The organism is Granulicatella sp. 20925_1_45 (assembly GCF_041433555.1).
In the GTDB taxonomy this organism is placed as follows: domain Bacteria; phylum Bacillota; class Bacilli; order Lactobacillales; family Aerococcaceae; genus Granulicatella.
Genome location: NZ_JAPWBR010000025.1, coordinates 1 through 16,835 on the forward strand (window position 1 = coordinate 1; position 16,835 = coordinate 16,835).

At 40.3% G+C, this 16,835-nt stretch carries 15 protein-coding genes and 1 other annotated feature; of the genes, 10 read left to right on the forward strand and 5 right to left on the reverse strand.

Annotated features, from left to right (window positions below; translation table 11 throughout):
• Positions 1-540: 540 nt before the first annotated feature.
• Together O3798_RS07835 and O3798_RS07840 are read left to right on the forward strand one after the other, a co-directional pair.
• Complete coding sequence (locus O3798_RS07835) at positions 541-1,599, forward strand: PTS transporter subunit IIC (RefSeq protein ID WP_371464178.1); 1,059 nt, start codon at positions 541-543, stop codon at positions 1,597-1,599.
• Positions 1,600-1,617: 18 nt separating this feature from the next.
• Positions 1,618-2,544 (forward strand): 2-dehydropantoate 2-reductase, encoded by a 927-nt coding sequence (locus tag O3798_RS07840; protein ID WP_371445533.1) that lies wholly within the window; start codon positions 1,618-1,620, stop codon positions 2,542-2,544.
• A 191-nt stretch (positions 2,545-2,735) separates the two neighbouring features.
• Here O3798_RS07840 and O3798_RS07845 read toward each other — a convergent pair whose 3' ends face one another.
• The 5 genes from O3798_RS07845 to O3798_RS07865 all read right to left on the reverse strand — a co-directional run bounded on the left by O3798_RS07845 (position 2,736) and on the right by O3798_RS07865 (position 6,328).
• Positions 2,736-3,587 (reverse strand): IS3 family transposase, encoded by an 852-nt coding sequence (locus tag O3798_RS07845; protein WP_371464194.1) that lies wholly within the window; start codon positions 3,585-3,587, stop codon positions 2,736-2,738.
• Complete coding sequence (locus O3798_RS07850) at positions 3,566-4,039, reverse strand: transposase (RefSeq protein ID WP_371464179.1); 474 nt, start codon at positions 4,037-4,039, stop codon at positions 3,566-3,568. Before O3798_RS07850 ends, O3798_RS07845 begins: the two co-directional genes overlap by 22 nt.
• A gap of 180 nt (positions 4,040-4,219) precedes the next feature.
• Positions 4,220-4,912 carry a 5'-methylthioadenosine/adenosylhomocysteine nucleosidase gene (locus tag O3798_RS07855; protein WP_371464180.1) on the reverse strand — a complete coding sequence of 231 codons (693 nt, stop codon included), beginning with the start codon at positions 4,910-4,912 and terminating at the stop codon, positions 4,220-4,222.
• 3 nt (positions 4,913-4,915) lie between these two features.
• On the reverse strand, positions 4,916-5,800 hold the full coding sequence (locus O3798_RS07860) for a MetQ/NlpA family ABC transporter substrate-binding protein (RefSeq protein ID WP_371464181.1): 885 nt from the start codon (positions 5,798-5,800) through the stop codon (positions 4,916-4,918).
• Between the two features lie 54 nt (positions 5,801-5,854).
• On the reverse strand, positions 5,855-6,328 hold the full coding sequence (locus O3798_RS07865) for an S-ribosylhomocysteine lyase (RefSeq protein WP_371445540.1): 474 nt from the start codon (positions 6,326-6,328) through the stop codon (positions 5,855-5,857).
• Positions 6,329-6,393: 65 nt separating this feature from the next.
• Positions 6,394-6,614: a binding site (T-box leader), on the reverse strand.
• A 289-nt stretch (positions 6,615-6,903) separates the two neighbouring features.
• Between O3798_RS07865 and O3798_RS07870 the strand changes: the two genes are divergently transcribed.
• The 8 genes from O3798_RS07870 to O3798_RS07905 all read left to right on the forward strand — a co-directional run bounded on the left by O3798_RS07870 (position 6,904) and on the right by O3798_RS07905 (position 16,816).
• Positions 6,904-7,671 (forward strand): ABC transporter ATP-binding protein, encoded by a 768-nt coding sequence (locus tag O3798_RS07870; protein WP_048782198.1) that lies wholly within the window; start codon positions 6,904-6,906, stop codon positions 7,669-7,671.
• Positions 7,664-9,634 carry an FtsX-like permease family protein gene (locus tag O3798_RS07875; protein WP_371464182.1) on the forward strand — a complete coding sequence of 657 codons (1,971 nt, stop codon included), beginning with the start codon at positions 7,664-7,666 and terminating at the stop codon, positions 9,632-9,634. Before O3798_RS07870 ends, O3798_RS07875 begins: the two co-directional genes overlap by 8 nt.
• A 168-nt stretch (positions 9,635-9,802) precedes the next feature.
• Complete coding sequence (locus O3798_RS07880; protein ID WP_048782194.1) at positions 9,803-10,570, forward strand: ABC transporter ATP-binding protein; 768 nt, start codon at positions 9,803-9,805, stop codon at positions 10,568-10,570.
• The gene (locus O3798_RS07885; RefSeq protein ID WP_371464183.1) at positions 10,563-12,524 is read left to right on the forward strand and encodes an ABC transporter permease; all 1,962 of its coding nucleotides are present in this window, start codon (positions 10,563-10,565) and stop codon (positions 12,522-12,524) included. The genes O3798_RS07880 and O3798_RS07885 overlap by 8 nt, the downstream gene beginning before the upstream one ends.
• Before the next feature lie 238 nt (positions 12,525-12,762).
• Positions 12,763-13,842: an ABC transporter ATP-binding protein gene (locus tag O3798_RS07890; RefSeq protein ID WP_371464184.1), complete on the forward strand. Its 1,080-nt coding sequence runs from the start codon at positions 12,763-12,765 to the stop codon at positions 13,840-13,842.
• Entirely contained in the window at positions 13,842-14,717 is an 876-nt protein-coding gene (locus tag O3798_RS07895; RefSeq protein WP_259948903.1) for a carbohydrate ABC transporter permease, read from the forward strand. Before O3798_RS07890 ends, O3798_RS07895 begins: the two co-directional genes overlap by 1 nt.
• Before the next feature lie 4 nt (positions 14,718-14,721).
• Complete coding sequence (locus tag O3798_RS07900; protein WP_371445548.1) at positions 14,722-15,540, forward strand: carbohydrate ABC transporter permease; 819 nt, start codon at positions 14,722-14,724, stop codon at positions 15,538-15,540.
• A complete protein-coding gene (locus tag O3798_RS07905; RefSeq protein WP_048711374.1) occupies positions 15,524-16,816 on the forward strand; it encodes an MBL fold metallo-hydrolase in 1,293 nt (430 codons plus the stop codon). The genes O3798_RS07900 and O3798_RS07905 overlap by 17 nt, the downstream gene beginning before the upstream one ends.
• Positions 16,817-16,835: the final 19 nt, after the last annotated feature.

A 16,835-nucleotide genomic window follows, 5' to 3' on the forward strand; every position in this document is an offset into this window, starting at 1 on the left:
CATATATGATAATTTCACCAACGTAATGTTCCGAAGTGTAACCCCGCCTAATCAGCAGGGGTTAGGAAGCGCACCCTCCTTGGAACTCATCCCACCATAACGAAGCTTTTATAAGATGGGCTTAGCATACTTCGCAGCACAGTGATATTTTCAGAAGAACCAAGATAAAAGACCGTAGGCGTTCTGCAAATATAAATTTACTACACAGAAATTACGAAGAATCTTACGGATCCTATAATCGCAGTGGTGGGGAATCGTATCAAATGCGAATTAGTAGGAGTTAGGAATTTATTCCATACTCCTACTTTGAGGCTTTGAAGGTGAGAGACTTCAGGCTCGAACCGGTACCCCACTACAGCGATTATGGAAACATCCGTAATGATTCGTAGTAATCGAAATCTTTTTTATGAATACTAACTTTATTTTTGCAGAAAAAATGTAACGACCTACGGTCTTATATATGATTTTACAAGAAAATATCACAATAATAGCTGCTGGGTATGCTATAATAAAGCCAATCTTATGAAAGGTGGAAGCATTATGGAACAAAAGAAATACAGCGGGAAAGAGTTCACGATGAACGTCCTTAACGCACTTGCATTAGGCGTGGTCGTTACACTTATCCCTGGAGCATTACTGGGTGAATTAGTGAAGGCGTTATTACCAGTATTCCCACAAGGCCAATTGATAATCCAAGCAACACAAGTGGCCAATACATTAATGGGGGCAATCATCGGATTGATGGTCGGCCAATTCTTCAAATTCACTCCAATTCAAACAGGAGCACTTGCACTAGCCGTTTTATTTGCTGGCGGTGTAGCAACTTTCAACCCTGACGTGAAAGGAATTATCTTTAGCGGTACAGGGGACATCATTACGATGGGACTTACTGCAGCATTAGGAGCAGCAGTCATTTTATGGATTGGCAATAAAGCCAAAGCATACTCTATTATCGTGATTCCAACGGTGTTATTAGTAGTCGTTGGTGGGGCGGGACGCCTTGCATTACCATATATCAAAACTTTAACAACATTATTAGGACAAGGGATCGGAAATCTATTATCATTACAACCAGTTATCATGTGTTTATTATTAGCCGTTATTTTCTGTATGTTAATCGTTTCTCCGTTTACAACAGTAGGGATTGCCGTGGCGATTAGTCTTAGCGGTGTAGGTTCAGGGGCAGCAAACCTTGGAATCTGTGCGGCTGGTTTCGGTCTTGCGATTGCGGGATGGAAAGTGAATCCAAAAGGAACTGCGATTGCGCATTTCATCGGTTCACCAAAAATGTCAATGGCGAATGTTTTAGCAAAACCAAAAATCTTATTACCAATGATGTGTACATCTGCCGTACTTGGTGTGTTAGCCGCTTTATTTAACATCCAAGGAACCCCTCAAAGTGCAGGGTTCGGTTTCAGCGGATTAGTGGGACCAATCAATGCGTTGAACTTAGCAGAGGGTGGATGGAGTGTAATGAATATCGTTATCGTGACGCTTATTTTCGTCGTTGCGCCAATCGCGTTGAACATCGTATTCGTTCATTTGTTCGAAAAAGTGTTAAAATGGATTCAACCAGAAGATTACAAATTAACCGTTTAATAGAAAAGGGGAGTTAAAATGAAAATCGCAATTGCGGGTGCAGGAGCAATGGGGTGCCGTTTCGGGTACATGTTAACAAAAACTGGGCAAGAGGTGACGTTGATCGACGAATGGCCAGCGCACATCGAAGCCATCCAAAAGAATGGATTGAAAGTCGTTGATGGAGAAAACACAGATACGATTGATATCAAAATTATTCGTCCAGAAGAAGCAACAGAAGAAGTCGATGTGGTCATCGCATTTACAAAATCAATGAAATTAGGCGAAATGCTTGAAAAGATTAAAGCGATTATCCACGAAGATACAAAAGTGCTTTGTCTCTTAAATGGTCTAGGACACGAAGACACAATGGCGAAATACGTTCCTCGTAAAAACATTATTATGGGGGTAACGATTTGGACTGCAGGTCTAATCGAACCAGGGGTAGCGCGTCTAGGCGGAACTGGTACGGTAGAAATGCAAGCGGCGGACCCAAGTGGTGTTGCGATTGCTAAAGAATTAGTAGAAGTGATGGACAAAGCAGGCCTGAACGCAAGCTACAGCGAAGACGTTCATTTCTCAACATGGCGTAAGGCGTGCGTGAACGGTACGATGAACGCGACATGTGCGATTTTAGATGCAAACATCGGTGAAGTATTCGATACTTCAACTGCTGAAGCTATCGTAACGCAAATCATCAGTGAATTCGTTGCCGTTGCGGAAAAAGAAGGCGTGCATCTTGATCCAGCTGCGATGAAAGATTATGTGTATACGGCTTCTAATAAAGTTCGCGGACACTATCCTTCAATGCACCAAGATTTAATTCAAAACCACCGCTATACTGAAGTGGACTTCTTGAATGGATTTGTGGCTAGAAAAGGGAAGGAATATGGTATTCCAACACCTTACTGTCAATTGATTACAGAGCTTATCCACGCGAAAGAAGATATTTTGAAAGTTAAATAGTAGAGTAATAAAAAGAACAACTCAAAGAATCAGTTTGTTATTGAAAGAGTCATAGTGGGGCGCCGGCGAGAGCCTTACCACTCTTTCAATCAACTGATTCTTTTTTGCATCAACTTTCAGTAAGACAAAGAACACACAAAAAGGAGCGAGGCGAGTTGATATGTACCCAGAATCCTGGACACATTTTTAAATTAAGCTGAACACATGGATGTTTTCCTGTATTGAACAGGGGACATCCATTTTGTTTTTTCTTGTATTCTTTTGTTATTGTAATAATCTATATATTCTTCAACTGCTGTTTGAAATTTCTTAAAGGTAGAATATTCCTTTTCATAACCATAGAGCATTTCGTTCTTCATTCTGGCGAAAAACGTTTCTATAATGCAATTATCATAACAATTTCCTTTTCGGGACATTGATTGAATAATACCTCGTTCTTCTAATGTCCTTTGATAAAATACGTGTTGATATTGCCAACCTTGATCAGAATGGAGAATCAATCCATTAACATCAGTGAATTTTTTGAAAGCTCTATTTAGCATCCTTTGAATCTGTTCTAAGTTAGGGCTTAGAGAAAGATCATAGGAGATTATTTCATTAGTAGACATATCCAAAATTGGAGAAAAGAAACATTTCCCCCAAGAAAAAGTGAATTGAGATACATCTGTACTCCATTTTTGAAGTGGCCTATCGGCCGTAAAATCTCTGTTAATAATATTATCAGCAACTTTCCCAACGCTACCTCGATAAGAATGGTATTTTTGTTTAGGGCGTTTTCCAAACAAATCATTTATATGCATAAGTCGTTGAACTCTTTTATGATTAACAACGTAGCCTCTACGACAAAGTTCTTGGTAAATTCTTCTAACGCCATATCTACCTTTATTTTCATGAAAGATGGTTTGGATTTCCGATAATAACTCACCATTTTTCTCAGCCACAGCATCAACTCTATTCAATTCAAAATAGTAAGTAGATTTCGCCATTTTCATCGCTTTAAGAAGATGTTTTAGTTGGTATCCTATTTCTCGTAATTCTTTGATGACCGCTGCTTTCTCGCCTTGAGAAGCGCAGCTTCCTGTTCTTTTCTCAAGGCTCTCAGTTTTTTTATAACAGCAATTTCAGCTTCTAAATATGCATTTCGTTCACGTAATCTAACTAATTCTTCTCGTTCGGATTCTGAAAGGTTATCAGGCACATCTTTTTTATTCATAATAGGCTCCTTAGATAATGGTCGTCGTCTTTTCTTATTCTTTAAACCATTATATCCATAAGTTTTATACTTGTGAACCCAAGAACCTAATAATCCGACACTTATTCCCGCTGGAAAAGCAACCTCTGATAGAGCTTTCCCATTTAAAACCTGTAAAACAAATGTCAATTTTTCTTCTACCGTCCAATTTCTTTGTTTTTTGACACGCTCCAATCCTTTAGGACCATGAATCTTTTCAATTTTATCCCAATTCAATATTTTTCTTCTAAAACTCTCTTGCATAACATTTTCAGGAGTTTCTACTCATGTTCCTTTCCGATATAATTCGACACATTTCATTTTGAATTCGAATGAGTAACGCATAATAAATACCCCCTTTACTGGTTTGTCCAGTAAAGGGGGTACATATCAATTAGCCTGCGCTCCTTTTTGTGTTTAGCGGTTGCGTAAATCTAGGGAGACTTATAGGAAATGTTCAACGATAATACGCACTGCTTCGAATGCGTTTTGAGATGCTTTTTCGAGCGTTTCCTCGAAAGTATCAGGGGCATCTCCTCCTACATGGTCGCTCACACCACGCACGTTTAGTACGGGAATGTTATAGAAACTAGCCACTTGTGCAATAGGAGCAGCCTCCATATCGCTAGCAACGATGTCTGGTAATTTTTCGCGAATCGTAGTAACGGCGTCTACCGAACTCATAAACGAGTCACTGGTTGCGATAAAGCCGCTTTGGATGTTAAATCCACTCACTTTTTCGCGCAGAAGTTCTACAATTTTTCCGTGTAAATAAGCATCTACAGGATAGTCGGCTGGCATCTGAGGGACTTGTCCCCAAGCGTAGTCGAAGCCAGTCGCATCCACGTCGCTATAGGCGAATTTCGTAGAGACGATGACGTCCGCCAATGCGAAGTCTGGATTAAAGCTTCCTGTTGTTCCGGTATTAATAATGATGTCAGGATGAATTTTGTCGCATAACCATGCAGCAGCGGCAGCAGCGTTGGCTTTTCCGATACCTGATTGTACGAGATACAAGTTCTCGTGAACTTCTAGGAGGCGGATTGGGCCTTTTTCAAAGACTACTTTTCCGGGTGCGAAATGCTCTTCGAATGGATGCAACTCTTCTTTCATCGCTGCAACGATAGCAATCTTCATGAATTATTTACCCCACACTTCAGAAACAGGTTTCTTCACTTCCACTTTTGTTCCTGCAAACTTCTCAGAAATGTATTTTTGGATTTCTGGGTCGTGGTAGAGGTCCACTAATTTTTTGTATTCTTCTTTATCGGCATTTTCTGCTTTCACGGCAATCACGTTGATGCTTGTGATCGTAGATGCGTCTGCTTTTTCATAGAAAAGGGAGTCTTTCAATACGTTTAAACCACCTTCAAGGGCGATGGTGTTTCCGATAGCGATTAAATCAGTGTCGTCTAATACACGTACGCTTGTAGTGTCATCAATCAGTAGGAATTCAAGGTTTTTCTTGTTTTCTACGATGTCGCTAGGAGTGCCAGTGCCATCTTTGAAGTCACTTGGTAATTTAATTAAACCAGCGCTTTCTAATAAGCGTAGCGCACGAGTAGTGTTATATGGGTTATCAGGAATTGCCACTTTCGCACCGTTTGGTAGGTCGTTTAGTGATTTTACCTTTTTAGAGTAAAGCCCCATTGGTTCAATATACGTAGTACCAACTGGAACGAGTTTGTTTGAGTTGGCTTCGTTAAATCCTTGTAAGTAGCCGATTGATTGGAAGGCGTTGGCATCCACAGTTCCATCTGCCACGCTTTCGTTTAATGGCACACCGCCGTTAATTTCTTGTACTTCGATTTTTAGGCCTGCTTTTTTCGCTTGTTCTGATTCTGCGATGTGTCTCCAGATGTCTGCGTCAGAGCCGACAGAAGCGATTTTGACTGTTTTAAGTCCTGACTCAGAAGCTTGCGAACTTTGTGAGCTTTGTGAACTTGAAGCGTTGTTTCCGCAAGCGCCTAAGACGAATGCAGCAGAAAGGGCGATAAGAGATTTAGCGATAGTTTTTAATTTCATATTGGGGGTTCCTCCAGTCTAGGTGTCTAATGTTTCTTACTGAATGACAATTGATTAAATAACTTTGCGAACGAATGGGTCAATGCTGATGCCTTGTTCTAAGACTTGTTTAGCATATTCTTTCGCACCGAATAATGAGTGGTCGCGGTAGTTTCCGCATTGTACGGCAGAGACGCCTTGAATATCTTCGAATTGAATCTTTTCGACGATTTCTTCAAGTGTTGATTTCAATGCGCGTGCGATATCTTCAGGAGAACGTTCTTCCCAAAGGATTAAATGGAAACCAGTACGGCATCCAAATGGAGAGATATCGATGATGCCTTCTAAGCGGTCACGTAAGAGGTCCGCTAGTAGGTGTTCGAATGTATGAACGACACCTGTTGGCATTTCTTGTTTATTTGGTTGTAAGAATCGGATGTCAAAGTTTGAGATGACGTCGCCTTTCTTACCATGTTCGTTTGCGATTAAGCGAACGTAAGGTGCAATCACCTTGTTATGGTCTAGTGTAAAGCTTTCTACTTCAGCCATGTTGATTTCCTCCTAAGTTGTTTTGATGAAACGAAAATAAAAAAGCTCGCACTTCTAGCGCTTGCTAAAAGGACGAGTTGCAGTCGTGGTACCACCTTTGTTCGTCTTCGGGGGAGAAGACCTTTTCCGTCTAGACGGATGGTTGATAACGGGAGTACCCGGATTGTCTTAAAGTTTCGGACAAGCTGCTCAAAGATCATGTTCAAAAATAACGACTTGCTTACTCGCACCAACCGTAAGCTCTCTATGAAGTTTTATTTTTTACTCTTCTTTTCATTGCGTTTCGATATGTTATAAAAACAGGATACTGGTATCTGGGTGAAAAGTCAATGTGAAAAACATACTTTTTGGTATATTTATTATTTATAGTTCGCTATTCTTAATTTTTATAACGAAAAACTAGATTTAAAAATTGTTTTGTTCGTGTTTTGGTTGAGTTTGGTTGGCGTGCTGTCAATTTTATTAATTTTTACGCAAAAAAAATCTCTAGATTGGAAAGATTATAGAATAGAGTGAAAAGTTTCACGCTATACAGTATAATGAAGCTATCTATAAAACAATGAAGGGTGACAACAATGACATTATTAGATGTACAACACGTACAAAAAGTTTATCAAACACGTTTTGGAGCCGCTGAAGTGACTGCGTTAAAAGACATTAACTTCTCAGTAGAAGAAGGCGAATATGTGGCAGTCATGGGGGAATCTGGTTCTGGTAAAACAACGCTATTAAATATTTTAGCGACACTAGACCGTCCAACAGACGGTACTGTGCTTCTAAACGGGGAAGACATCCAAAAGATTTCTGATAAAGTGTTAACGGAATTCCGTCGTGACCACTTAGGGTTCGTTTTCCAAGACTTCAACTTATTAGAAACATTATCTGTGTATGACAACATGGTATTACCACTTGTGTTAGCACGTCGTCCAATCGACGAAATGGAAAAGAAAGTTCAACCAATCGCTGAAATGTTAGGTATTGAGGACTTATTGAAGAAATATCCATATGAATTATCTGGAGGTCAACAACAACGTGTGGCAATCGGCCGTGCGATGATTACAGACCCAAGCTTACTGTTAGCCGATGAACCAACAGGGGCGTTGGACTCAAAATCAGCAAGCAATACATTAGATTTATTCGATAAAATCAATCAAAACGGACAAACGATTTTAATGGTAACGCATAGTACTGTTGCCGCAAGTCGTGCCAAACGCGTTCTTTTCATTAAAGACGGTTTAATTTACAACCAATTGTACCGTGAAGGAAGAACGGACCAACAAATGTTTGAATTAATCTCAGAAACATTAACTGCGATGGCAAACAGAGGTGAGGAACATGTTTAATCTACTGCGTTCCATGGCGATTACGAACTTACGTAAGAACCGTGCTCTCTATGTACCATTTGCACTTGCGACTGTGATGGTGACGGTAGTTCTATATGTAACGAACGCACTGGCTGCAACACCGGAGTTCGCTCATCTAGAAGGTGGGTCAGCGATGGCCAAAACACTTAGCTTTGGGTTCGTGATCGTTCAAGTCGTCTCACTCGTCGTTATTTTGTATGCGAATGCCTTCGTAATGAAAAACCGTGCGAAAGAATTCGGTTTATACGGTATTCTCGGTCTTGACCGTAAGAATATCCAATTGCTCAGCTTGATTGAGTTAGTTGTCTTTGCCGCTTTAAGCATTGGTCTAGGGTTAATCCTTGGTGTGATTTTCCATGCGGCATCATTTGCGATTCTATTGAAACTCATTCAATACGATATCGGTATTAAATATTCCTTCCAATTCGGAAGTATTATTGCTGTTCTGTTAACGATGGTGGCCATCTTCGTTCTTGTGTTCTTTTTAAATGCAGCGAAGATTTACATGAGCCGTCCGCTTGAGCTATTAAAAGAGAAGAAAAAAGGGGAGAAGAAAGGCCGCGCCGTTACAGTTCGCGCCATTATCGGTCTAGGACTTCTAGGGTATGCATACTATATGTCTCAATCCATCGAGTCTCCGGTTAAAGCTCTTTTATACTTCTTCTTAGCCGTATTATTAGTAGTAATTGCGACTTACATTTTATTCGACGCGGGTTCGATTGCGCTTCTATCCATCTTACAAAAGAATAAGAAGTTGTTTTATCAACCAACGAACTTTATTTCGATTTCAAACTTGCAATTCCGTATGCGTAAAAATGCTGCCGGACTTGCCAGCGTGTGTATTCTTTCAACAATGGTACTTGTTACGATGGCGACAACCGTAGCGCTTCAACGTGGGACAACAGCCAGACTTGATAGCAACTATCCAACAGATTACTCTGCAGTTGCTTACTTTGTTCTAGAAAAGGATATGGATCAATATCCTCCAATCGTTCAAAAGATTAAGGAACAAACGAAAGGTCAATTGAAAGACGAGAAGACATTCTTAAACGTGCTTCGTTTCGGGAAACGTACGGAGAATGGATTCGACTTTGCGAATGTGAACTCAGGAGATAGTCCTGCAGCGATGTTCACCCTTGTTTCTGTGGACCAATATAATAAGATGTTTGGGACGAACTACACGGTTGGCGAGAAGGAAATGATTGTCGGCCATATTAAAGGGGACGTTAAACAAATTTCAGAAGTAAAGACGTATTCGGTGGTGTATAACGCGACGATTACCGTTAAAGAAATGATTGATGGGACTCCATACGCGAAAGTGATGCCGCAACTACCATATGTGGCAGACAATCAGTATGTAGGGATTGTAAAAGATCCATTGCAATACTTAAACCCAGTGGCAGGTCAAGCGATGTATTACTTTACTTGGAATACGAATACACCGTTTGAGTTACGTGACGCTGAATGGGCTGCGTATAAGAATGTGAAGAGTCAATACAAGGCAGATGCGATGGCGTTAAGCAGTAAGAATGAAGAGGCTAAAACGCTCTATGCCTTCATGGGTAGCTTGCTCTTAGTCGGGGCGCTTCTTTCTATCGCATTCTTCATTGGTGCAGTTCTTGTCATTTACTACAAACAAATTTCTGAAGGGTACGAAGACCGTGATCGTTTCGTTATCTTACAAAAACTCGGTATCGATCAAAAGACAATCAAAAAGTCTATCAACCGTCAAGTATTGATTGTATTCTTCTTACCGCTTGTCACAGCGTTTATTCATACCGCATTTGCCTTCAAGATGTATCGTAAGATTATCGAACTCTTCGGGGTTGACGGCAGCGTGACATTAAACGCGACAATTGTGATTGGTGCAATTTTCGTTGTGGTATACCTCATCGTGTACCAAATCACTTCTCGTAGTTACTACAGAATTATTAAACGTTAATCAACTACAACTCCAAAAGAGGTTTCCGTGTGAAGCCTCTTTTTTCGTGCTTTTTTTCAAAGTGACAAAAATGTAAGAAACGGGGATAAAATGATAGGATAGTGTCATGATTTCCCTTTATGAGTGGACTATACTAAGGTCAACAAATGAAAGTAAAGGGTGAAAACAATGACATTATTAGATGTACAACATTTACAAAAGAAATATCAAACGCGCTTTGGAGCTGCTGAAGTGACGGCGCTCAAAGACATCAGCTTCTCGGTTGAAGAAGGCGAATACGTAGCCGTGATGGGGGAATCGGGTTCAGGGAAAACAACGCTCTTAAATATCTTAGCGACTCTCGACCGTCCAACTGCCGGTTCTGTCTTTTTAAACGGAGAAAACATTCAAAATATCTCCGCTAAAGTTCTGACAGAATTCCGCCGCGACCACTTAGGGTTTGTGTTCCAAGACTTCAACTTATTAGAAACCTTATCGGTCTATGATAATATGGTGTTGCCGCTCGTGCTCGCTCGCCGCCCGATTTCAGAAATGAAGCAAAAGGTTGAGCCGATTGCGCAAATGCTAGGGATTAAAGACTTGCTGAAGAAATATCCGTATGAACTATCAGGCGGGCAACAACAACGTGTGGCGATTGGCCGTGCGATGATCACAGATCCAAGCCTACTGTTAGCCGATGAACCAACAGGGGCGCTTGACTCCAAATCAGCTAGCAATACCCTCGATTTATTTGATAAGATTAATCAAAACGGACAAACGATTTTAATGGTAACGCACAGTACGGTTGCTGCCAGTCGTGCCAAACGAGTTCTTTTCATTAAAGACGGCTTGATTTATAATCAATTGTACCGTGAAGGAAGAAGTGATCAACAAATGTTCGAGTTGATCTCAGAAACATTAACTGCGATGGCAAATAGAGGTGAAATCCATGTTTAAACTCATTTTTTCGATGGCAACATCGAATCTAAAAAAGAATCATTCATTATATTTGCCGTATGCACTGACAACCATTATGGTAACGATGATTCTCTATATCACGCACGCCTTATCTGCGATGCCTGAGCTTTCCACTCTTCGCGGTGGGGGAGCCATTGCACAAACATTGGGTTTTGGAGTCATCGTGGTTCAGCTCGTAGCTCTCTTAACGATTCTTTACGCGAATGCCTTCGTGACGAAAAATCGATTAAAAGAATACGGTCTATATAGCATCCTTGGGCTCGACCGAAAAAACATTCAATTGTTAAGTTTCATTGAATTGCTTCTATTCTCAGTGGTCAGCGTGGGGCTAGGGGTTGTGCTTGGAATCGTGTTCCATCGCTTCTCGTTTGCCGTTTTATTGAAGCTTATTCGAATTCCAATCGGCATCGAGTATTCAATGCAACTCGGTAGCGTCGGTTTTGTACTGATTTCGATGGCGTTTATTTTCGGGGTTGTCTTCTTCTTAAATGCAACAAAGATGTACATGAGCCGTCCGTTAGAAATGCTTTCTGAGAAGAAAAAAGGAGAAACGAAGGGACGCTTTATCTTTCTTCGCGCACTCATTGGTGCAGGGCTTCTTGGGGGCGCGTATTATATGTCGCAAACGATTGAAGCACCTGTTGCAGCGCTATATTCCTTCTTCGTAGCGGTCCTATTAGTTGTTTTAGCAACGTATATTTTATTTGACGCAGGGTCGATTGCTCTTCTTTCGCTTTTACAAAAGAACAAACGTCTCTTTTACCAACCAACGAATTTTATTTCGATTTCCAATTTAAAATTCCGTATGCGTAAAAATGCGGCGGGCCTTGCAAGTATTTGTATTTTATCAACGATGGTGCTTGTTACATTAGCCACAACGGTCGCATTGCAAACAGGGACAGCCGATTTATTAAAGAAAAGCTATCCAACAGATTATTCGGCAACGGCATTCGTCGAAGACACCTCTACGATTCCTCAACTTTCGGAACAAATTAGTAAGATTAAGGCGCAATCGAAAGGCACTGTAACCAATGAAATGAATTACCTCAGCGTGCTTCGTGCTGCAAAAAGTATGGAGGGCGGAGTGGACATCGAGGGAGTCTATCCAGGAGATAGCCCAGCTGCGTTCATTACTTTCCTCTCTGCGGATGATTACAATCGTATCTTTGGGACGAATTTTCACCCTAGTGACAATGAAGCCATTCTTGGACTAGTCAAAGGTGACGATAAAAATGTTTCGGCTATCCGCGTGAACGGACAATTGACACTTCAAGTCAAAGAGATGATTGACACTGGCGGCTTTAAAGAAAAATTGCCACAATTGCCATACGTTGCAGATAACATTTATGTAGCCGTTGTAAAGGATCCGTCAAAGATGATCGACGGTAAACTTGGCCGTGGATTCTATTACGCATTGTGGAATACATCGACGGATACTGAAGCAAAAACAGAAGAGTTTGAGGCCTACTCTAACGTGCTTGAAGCAAAAGATGATGATTTCATTACGGTTGGAAGTAGAGAGGACGCGGCTAAAGACATCTACGGATTTATGGGAAGTTTACTCTTTGTTGGGGCACTTCTTTCCGTCGCGTTCTTCATCGGAGCAGTCCTTGTTATTTACTACAAACAAATTTCTGAAGGATACGAAGACCGTGACCGCTTTGTGATTTTACAAAAACTCGGTATCAATCAAAAGACCATCAAGAAATCCATCAACCGTCAAGTGTTAATTGTGTTCTTCTTACCGCTTGTCACTGCGTTTATCCATACCGCATTTGCCTTCAAGATGTATCGTAAGATTATTCAGCTCTTTGGGGTTGATGGTAACGTAACGCTAAACGCGACAATTGTGATTGGTGCCATCTTCGTTGTAGTGTATCTCATCGTGTACCAAATCACTTCACGTAGTTACTATAAAATTATTAAACGTTAATAGATTTTGTTCACAAACCGTGAAGTTTTAAGATGCAAAACCGCACTCTAAAGGGGTTTGTGCACGTTATAAAAATCGTAAAAAGGGCGAGGTTTTCTCGTCCTTTTTTTGTGCTCAAAAACGGGATAACTGTCCACAATAAAAAGCTTTCATAAATTTTACTTTTTCAGTTTTCAGTTTCTAAAAAACATGGTAGAATAGAATGTATTGAAGTAAAAGAAAAACTGGAGGATTCGTCATGATCGATGTTATTGACTTAAACAAAGTATTCGATAACGGCTTTGAAGCATTAAAGTCAGTAAATTTCTCAATTGAACAAGGAGACTTAGTATGTTTACTAGGACCTAGTGGTTGTGGGAAATCAACAATTTTAAATTTAATCGCAGGATTATTAACACCAACAGGAGGAGACATCCAATTTAAAGGATCATCAGTTGTTACGACAGAACCTAAAGACCGTAACATCGGATTTGTATTCCAAAACTATGCGTTATATCCGCATATGACAGTGTTAGAGAACATCATGTTCCCACTGACAGTTGGTAAAAACAAAATCTCTAAAGAAGAAGCTCAAAAGATTGCAGAAGAATATATGCAATTAACAAACATTGAAGAGCTAGCAGGTAAAAAACCTGGTACTTTATCAGGGGGGCAACAACAACGTGTGGCCATCACTCGTGCGCTTGTTCAAAAACCTGAAGTACTTCTACTTGATGAACCATTAAGTAACTTGGACGCTCGTTTACGTTTGAAAATCCGTGAAGAAATCCGTCGTCTTGTAAAAGAAGTAGGAATCACAACAATCTTCGTAACGCACGACCAAGAAGAAGCTTTATCAATCTCAGATAAAATCATTCTTTTAAACGAAGGGTACATTCAACAACATGATGACCCACAAAACTTATACCTAGAACCAAGTAACTTATTCGTTGCGAAGTTCATCGGTAACCCAATCATCAACATTACAGAAGTGGAAATTAAAGACGGCGTGATTACTCACCCATCATTCAACTTACCAACTTCTGAATTATCACAAGACCGCAAACGCCAAGAATTAGCAGATGGTCACTACTACTTAGGAATGCGTCCAGAAGACGTAGTTCCAGTATCTGAAGGTGAACAAGGGCTATTCTCAACAACTATTAGCGGCGTAGAATTAATTGGACGTGAACGTATTCTTCACTTCCCATTAGGCGAACAATTCTTGAAATCAATTGTAAGTGTGGAACATAAGATTGAAGAAGGAGACACACTTTCATTCCAATTACTAAAACACAAAATCTTCTTATTCGATAAAGATGGAGCGCGTGTTTACTAATGAGAAAATATAATCCAGAGAACCAACCTAAAGCTTGGTTATTCCTTCTCCCATCTTTAGGAGTGATTCTTCTCTTTAACATTTATCCATTACTTCGTTCGTTCTGGATGAGTTTCCAAAAAGGGTCACTATTAAAATTACAATACACTGGTTTAGACAACTACCAAAAAGTAATTGCGGACCCTGTATTCCATAAAGCGTTACTCAACACAGCACTGTATGCATTCGCAGTAGTGCCAGTAGCGTTATTAATCTCAGTCATCATTGCATGGATTATTTTCGAGAAGATTAAACGTAAAAGCTTCTTCGAAACAATCTTCTTCATGCCTTACGTTACAAGTACAATCGCTATCGGGATTGTGTTCCGTTACTTCTTTAATGGGGACTACGGAATTATCAACTTCTTCCTTGGCTTGATTGGTATTCCAGCCGTGAACTGGTTGGATAACGTAAACATGAGTATGCCAACACTGATTATCTTCGGGGTTTGGACAAGTTTAGCGTTCAATATCATTATCCTCTTAGCAGGATTACGTAATATTGATCCTGAGCACTTCAAGATTGCGAAAATGTTTGGTGCGACAGACCGTGAAATCTTCTGGCGTATTACATTCCCGCAATTAGTTCCAACAATTGCCTTCCTTTCAACGGTTAACTTAATCGGGGCATTCAAAGTGTATACACAAGTGTACGCATTATTTGGCGGAACTGCTGGTCCAGCAAACTCAGCAATAACAGCTGTGTACTATATTTACGACAAGTTCCATGTGGCAGGAAGACCAGGGGTTGCCATGGCAGCAACTGTAATCTTGTTTGCAATCATTCTTTTTGCAACATTCCTCCAAAACAAATTCTTGAGAAAGGCGGAGGGATAAGAAGATGAAAAAAGTTTTTAACGTATTTTCAATCACGCTTTTAATTTTCTTAGCGTTGATTACAGTATTCCCATTCATTTACATGGTGTTGACCGGGTTAATGACATACGCAGAAGCGACAAGTATTCCACCGTCATTCATCCCAAGCGAATTCAAATTTAGTAACTACTTAGAAGTATTTAGCCGTGCGCCATTCCTACGTTACTTCGGAAACACTTTATTCGTGTCTCTATTTACAACAGTGGCAACAGTAATTACTTCATTACTAGCAGCCTTTGCCGTAACAAGCTTACAGTTCAAAGGGAAAAACATCGTAATGATGATTTTAGTTTCTCTATTAATGGTTCCTTACGAATCAATCATCTTTACAAACTACCAAACAATCGCTCAATTAGGGTTATTAAACACTTATCTAGCGTTAATCATTCCGTTCTTAACAAGTATCTTCTATATTTACTACTTGAACGGATACTTAAAAGGAATCCCAAGTACATTCTACAAAGCCGCTAAAATTGATGGTGCGAGTGATTTAGAATACATCCGCCGTATTTTAGTGCCAATGTGTAAACCAGCATTGGTAACAGTAGGGATTTTAACATTCATCCAAAGCTGGAATTCATTCCTATGGCCATTATTGGTTACAAACACGAAAGAATTCCGTCTATTAAACAACGGACTTTCTGCCTTCACGACAGAATCCGGAAGTGATGTTCACTTACAAATGGCCGCAGCAACTCTAACGGTTATCCCAATTCTGTTAATTTACTTTGTATTCAGAAAAGAAATTATTAGAGGGGTTGCGAAGAATGGTATCAAAGGATAAAACATCGATTACCTTTCATAGCGGTATTTTAACGATTGGTGGAACGGTCATCGAAGTAGCCTATAAAGATAGTCATATCTTTTTCGACTTCGGGACTGAGTTTTTACCAGAATTAGAATTGCCCGATGAATCGGTGCAAACACTCACAGATCATAAAGTGATTCCACATTTAAAAAATATGTACGATGCACGTATCCCTTACAAATACGAAGGGGATGAAGATAAAGACTATGCCAATACGGCGGTCTTTATCTCACATGCGCATTTGGATCATACAAGAATGTTGAATTATTTAGACCCAAGTATTCCTTTATATACATTGAAGGAAACAAAAATGATTGTAAATTCGCTCAACCGCAATGGTGTATTCTTACTACCATCGCCGTTTGAAGACGATACATTTACAAGAGAGATGATTGGGTTAGATGCAGGCGATGTGATTAAAGTTGGAGAAATCGAAGTAGAAATCGTGCGTGTCGACCATGATGCGTATGGGGCTGCTGCTTTAATCATTAAAACACCTGGACATCATATTACGTATACAGGGGACTTACGACTTCACGGGCATAACGCTGAAGATACAATTGAGTTTTGTAAGAAGGCAAAACATACGGACATCTTAATGATGGAAGGTGTATCGATTAGCTTCGGGGACCGTAAAGAGGTTGAAGACGAAATTAAACCTGAAAACGAGGAAGATGTGATTCGTCATATCGCTCGCCTCGAACAAGAAAATCCAAATCGACAAATCACATTTAATGGCTATCCAGCGAATGTGCGTCGTTTTGAAAAAATCGTCGAAGGAACAAGCCGTACCGTTGTTCTTGAAGCAACGATGGCCGCACTTCTTAAAGAAGTATTCCAAAAGGATGCTCATTACTACTATAGAGACGGGGCTCCAAAACTCGACGAACTTGATCCTACTTTAGAAATTTCATATCAAACGTTGTTAGAGGATACTTCGAAGTACCTATGGCAAGCAGTCGACCATTTCGAACGTTTGCAAGAGGGAAGCTTATACATCCACAGCGATGCGCAGCCTTTGGGGGACTTTGATCCGAACTATCAACCGTTTCTAGATTTATTGGCGGAAAAACACATTGAGTTTGTACGCCTATCTTGCTCAGGTCACGCAAAACCGGACGACTTAGACCGCATTATTGCGATGATTGAGCCTAAATGTTTGGTTCCAATTCATACGTTAAAACCAGAACTTCTGGTGAATCCGTATGGTGACAGAATATTGCCGTACCGCGGCGAAAAAATTGTGTTGTAAAAACTATATAACAAAAGGA

What these genes read in the sequence shown, in the direction of transcription:
- O3798_RS07835 (WP_371464178.1), top strand. Translation starts at nt 541, where the DNA reads ATGGAACAAAAGAAATACAGCGGGAAAGAGTTCACGATGAACGTCCTT.
- O3798_RS07840 (WP_371445533.1), top strand. Translation starts at nt 1,618, where the DNA reads ATGAAAATCGCAATTGCGGGTGCAGGAGCAATGGGGTGCCGTTTCGGG.
- O3798_RS07850 (WP_371464179.1), bottom strand. Translation starts at nt 4,039, where the DNA reads ATGCAAGAGAGTTTTAGAAGAAAAATATTGAATTGGGATAAAATTGAA.
- O3798_RS07855 (WP_371464180.1), bottom strand. Translation starts at nt 4,912, where the DNA reads ATGAAGATTGCTATCGTTGCAGCGATGAAAGAAGAGTTGCATCCATTC.
- O3798_RS07860 (WP_371464181.1), bottom strand. Translation starts at nt 5,800, where the DNA reads ATGAAATTAAAAACTATCGCTAAATCTCTTATCGCCCTTTCTGCTGCA.
- O3798_RS07865 (WP_371445540.1), bottom strand. Translation starts at nt 6,328, where the DNA reads ATGGCTGAAGTAGAAAGCTTTACACTAGACCATAACAAGGTGATTGCA.
- O3798_RS07870 (WP_048782198.1), top strand. Translation starts at nt 6,904, where the DNA reads ATGACATTATTAGATGTACAACACGTACAAAAAGTTTATCAAACACGT.
- O3798_RS07875 (WP_371464182.1), top strand. Translation starts at nt 7,664, where the DNA reads ATGTTTAATCTACTGCGTTCCATGGCGATTACGAACTTACGTAAGAAC.
- O3798_RS07880 (WP_048782194.1), top strand. Translation starts at nt 9,803, where the DNA reads ATGACATTATTAGATGTACAACATTTACAAAAGAAATATCAAACGCGC.
- O3798_RS07885 (WP_371464183.1), top strand. Translation starts at nt 10,563, where the DNA reads ATGTTTAAACTCATTTTTTCGATGGCAACATCGAATCTAAAAAAGAAT.
- O3798_RS07890 (WP_371464184.1), top strand. Translation starts at nt 12,763, where the DNA reads ATGATCGATGTTATTGACTTAAACAAAGTATTCGATAACGGCTTTGAA.
- O3798_RS07895 (WP_259948903.1), top strand. Translation starts at nt 13,842, where the DNA reads ATGAGAAAATATAATCCAGAGAACCAACCTAAAGCTTGGTTATTCCTT.
- O3798_RS07900 (WP_371445548.1), top strand. Translation starts at nt 14,722, where the DNA reads ATGAAAAAAGTTTTTAACGTATTTTCAATCACGCTTTTAATTTTCTTA.
- O3798_RS07905 (WP_048711374.1), top strand. Translation starts at nt 15,524, where the DNA reads ATGGTATCAAAGGATAAAACATCGATTACCTTTCATAGCGGTATTTTA.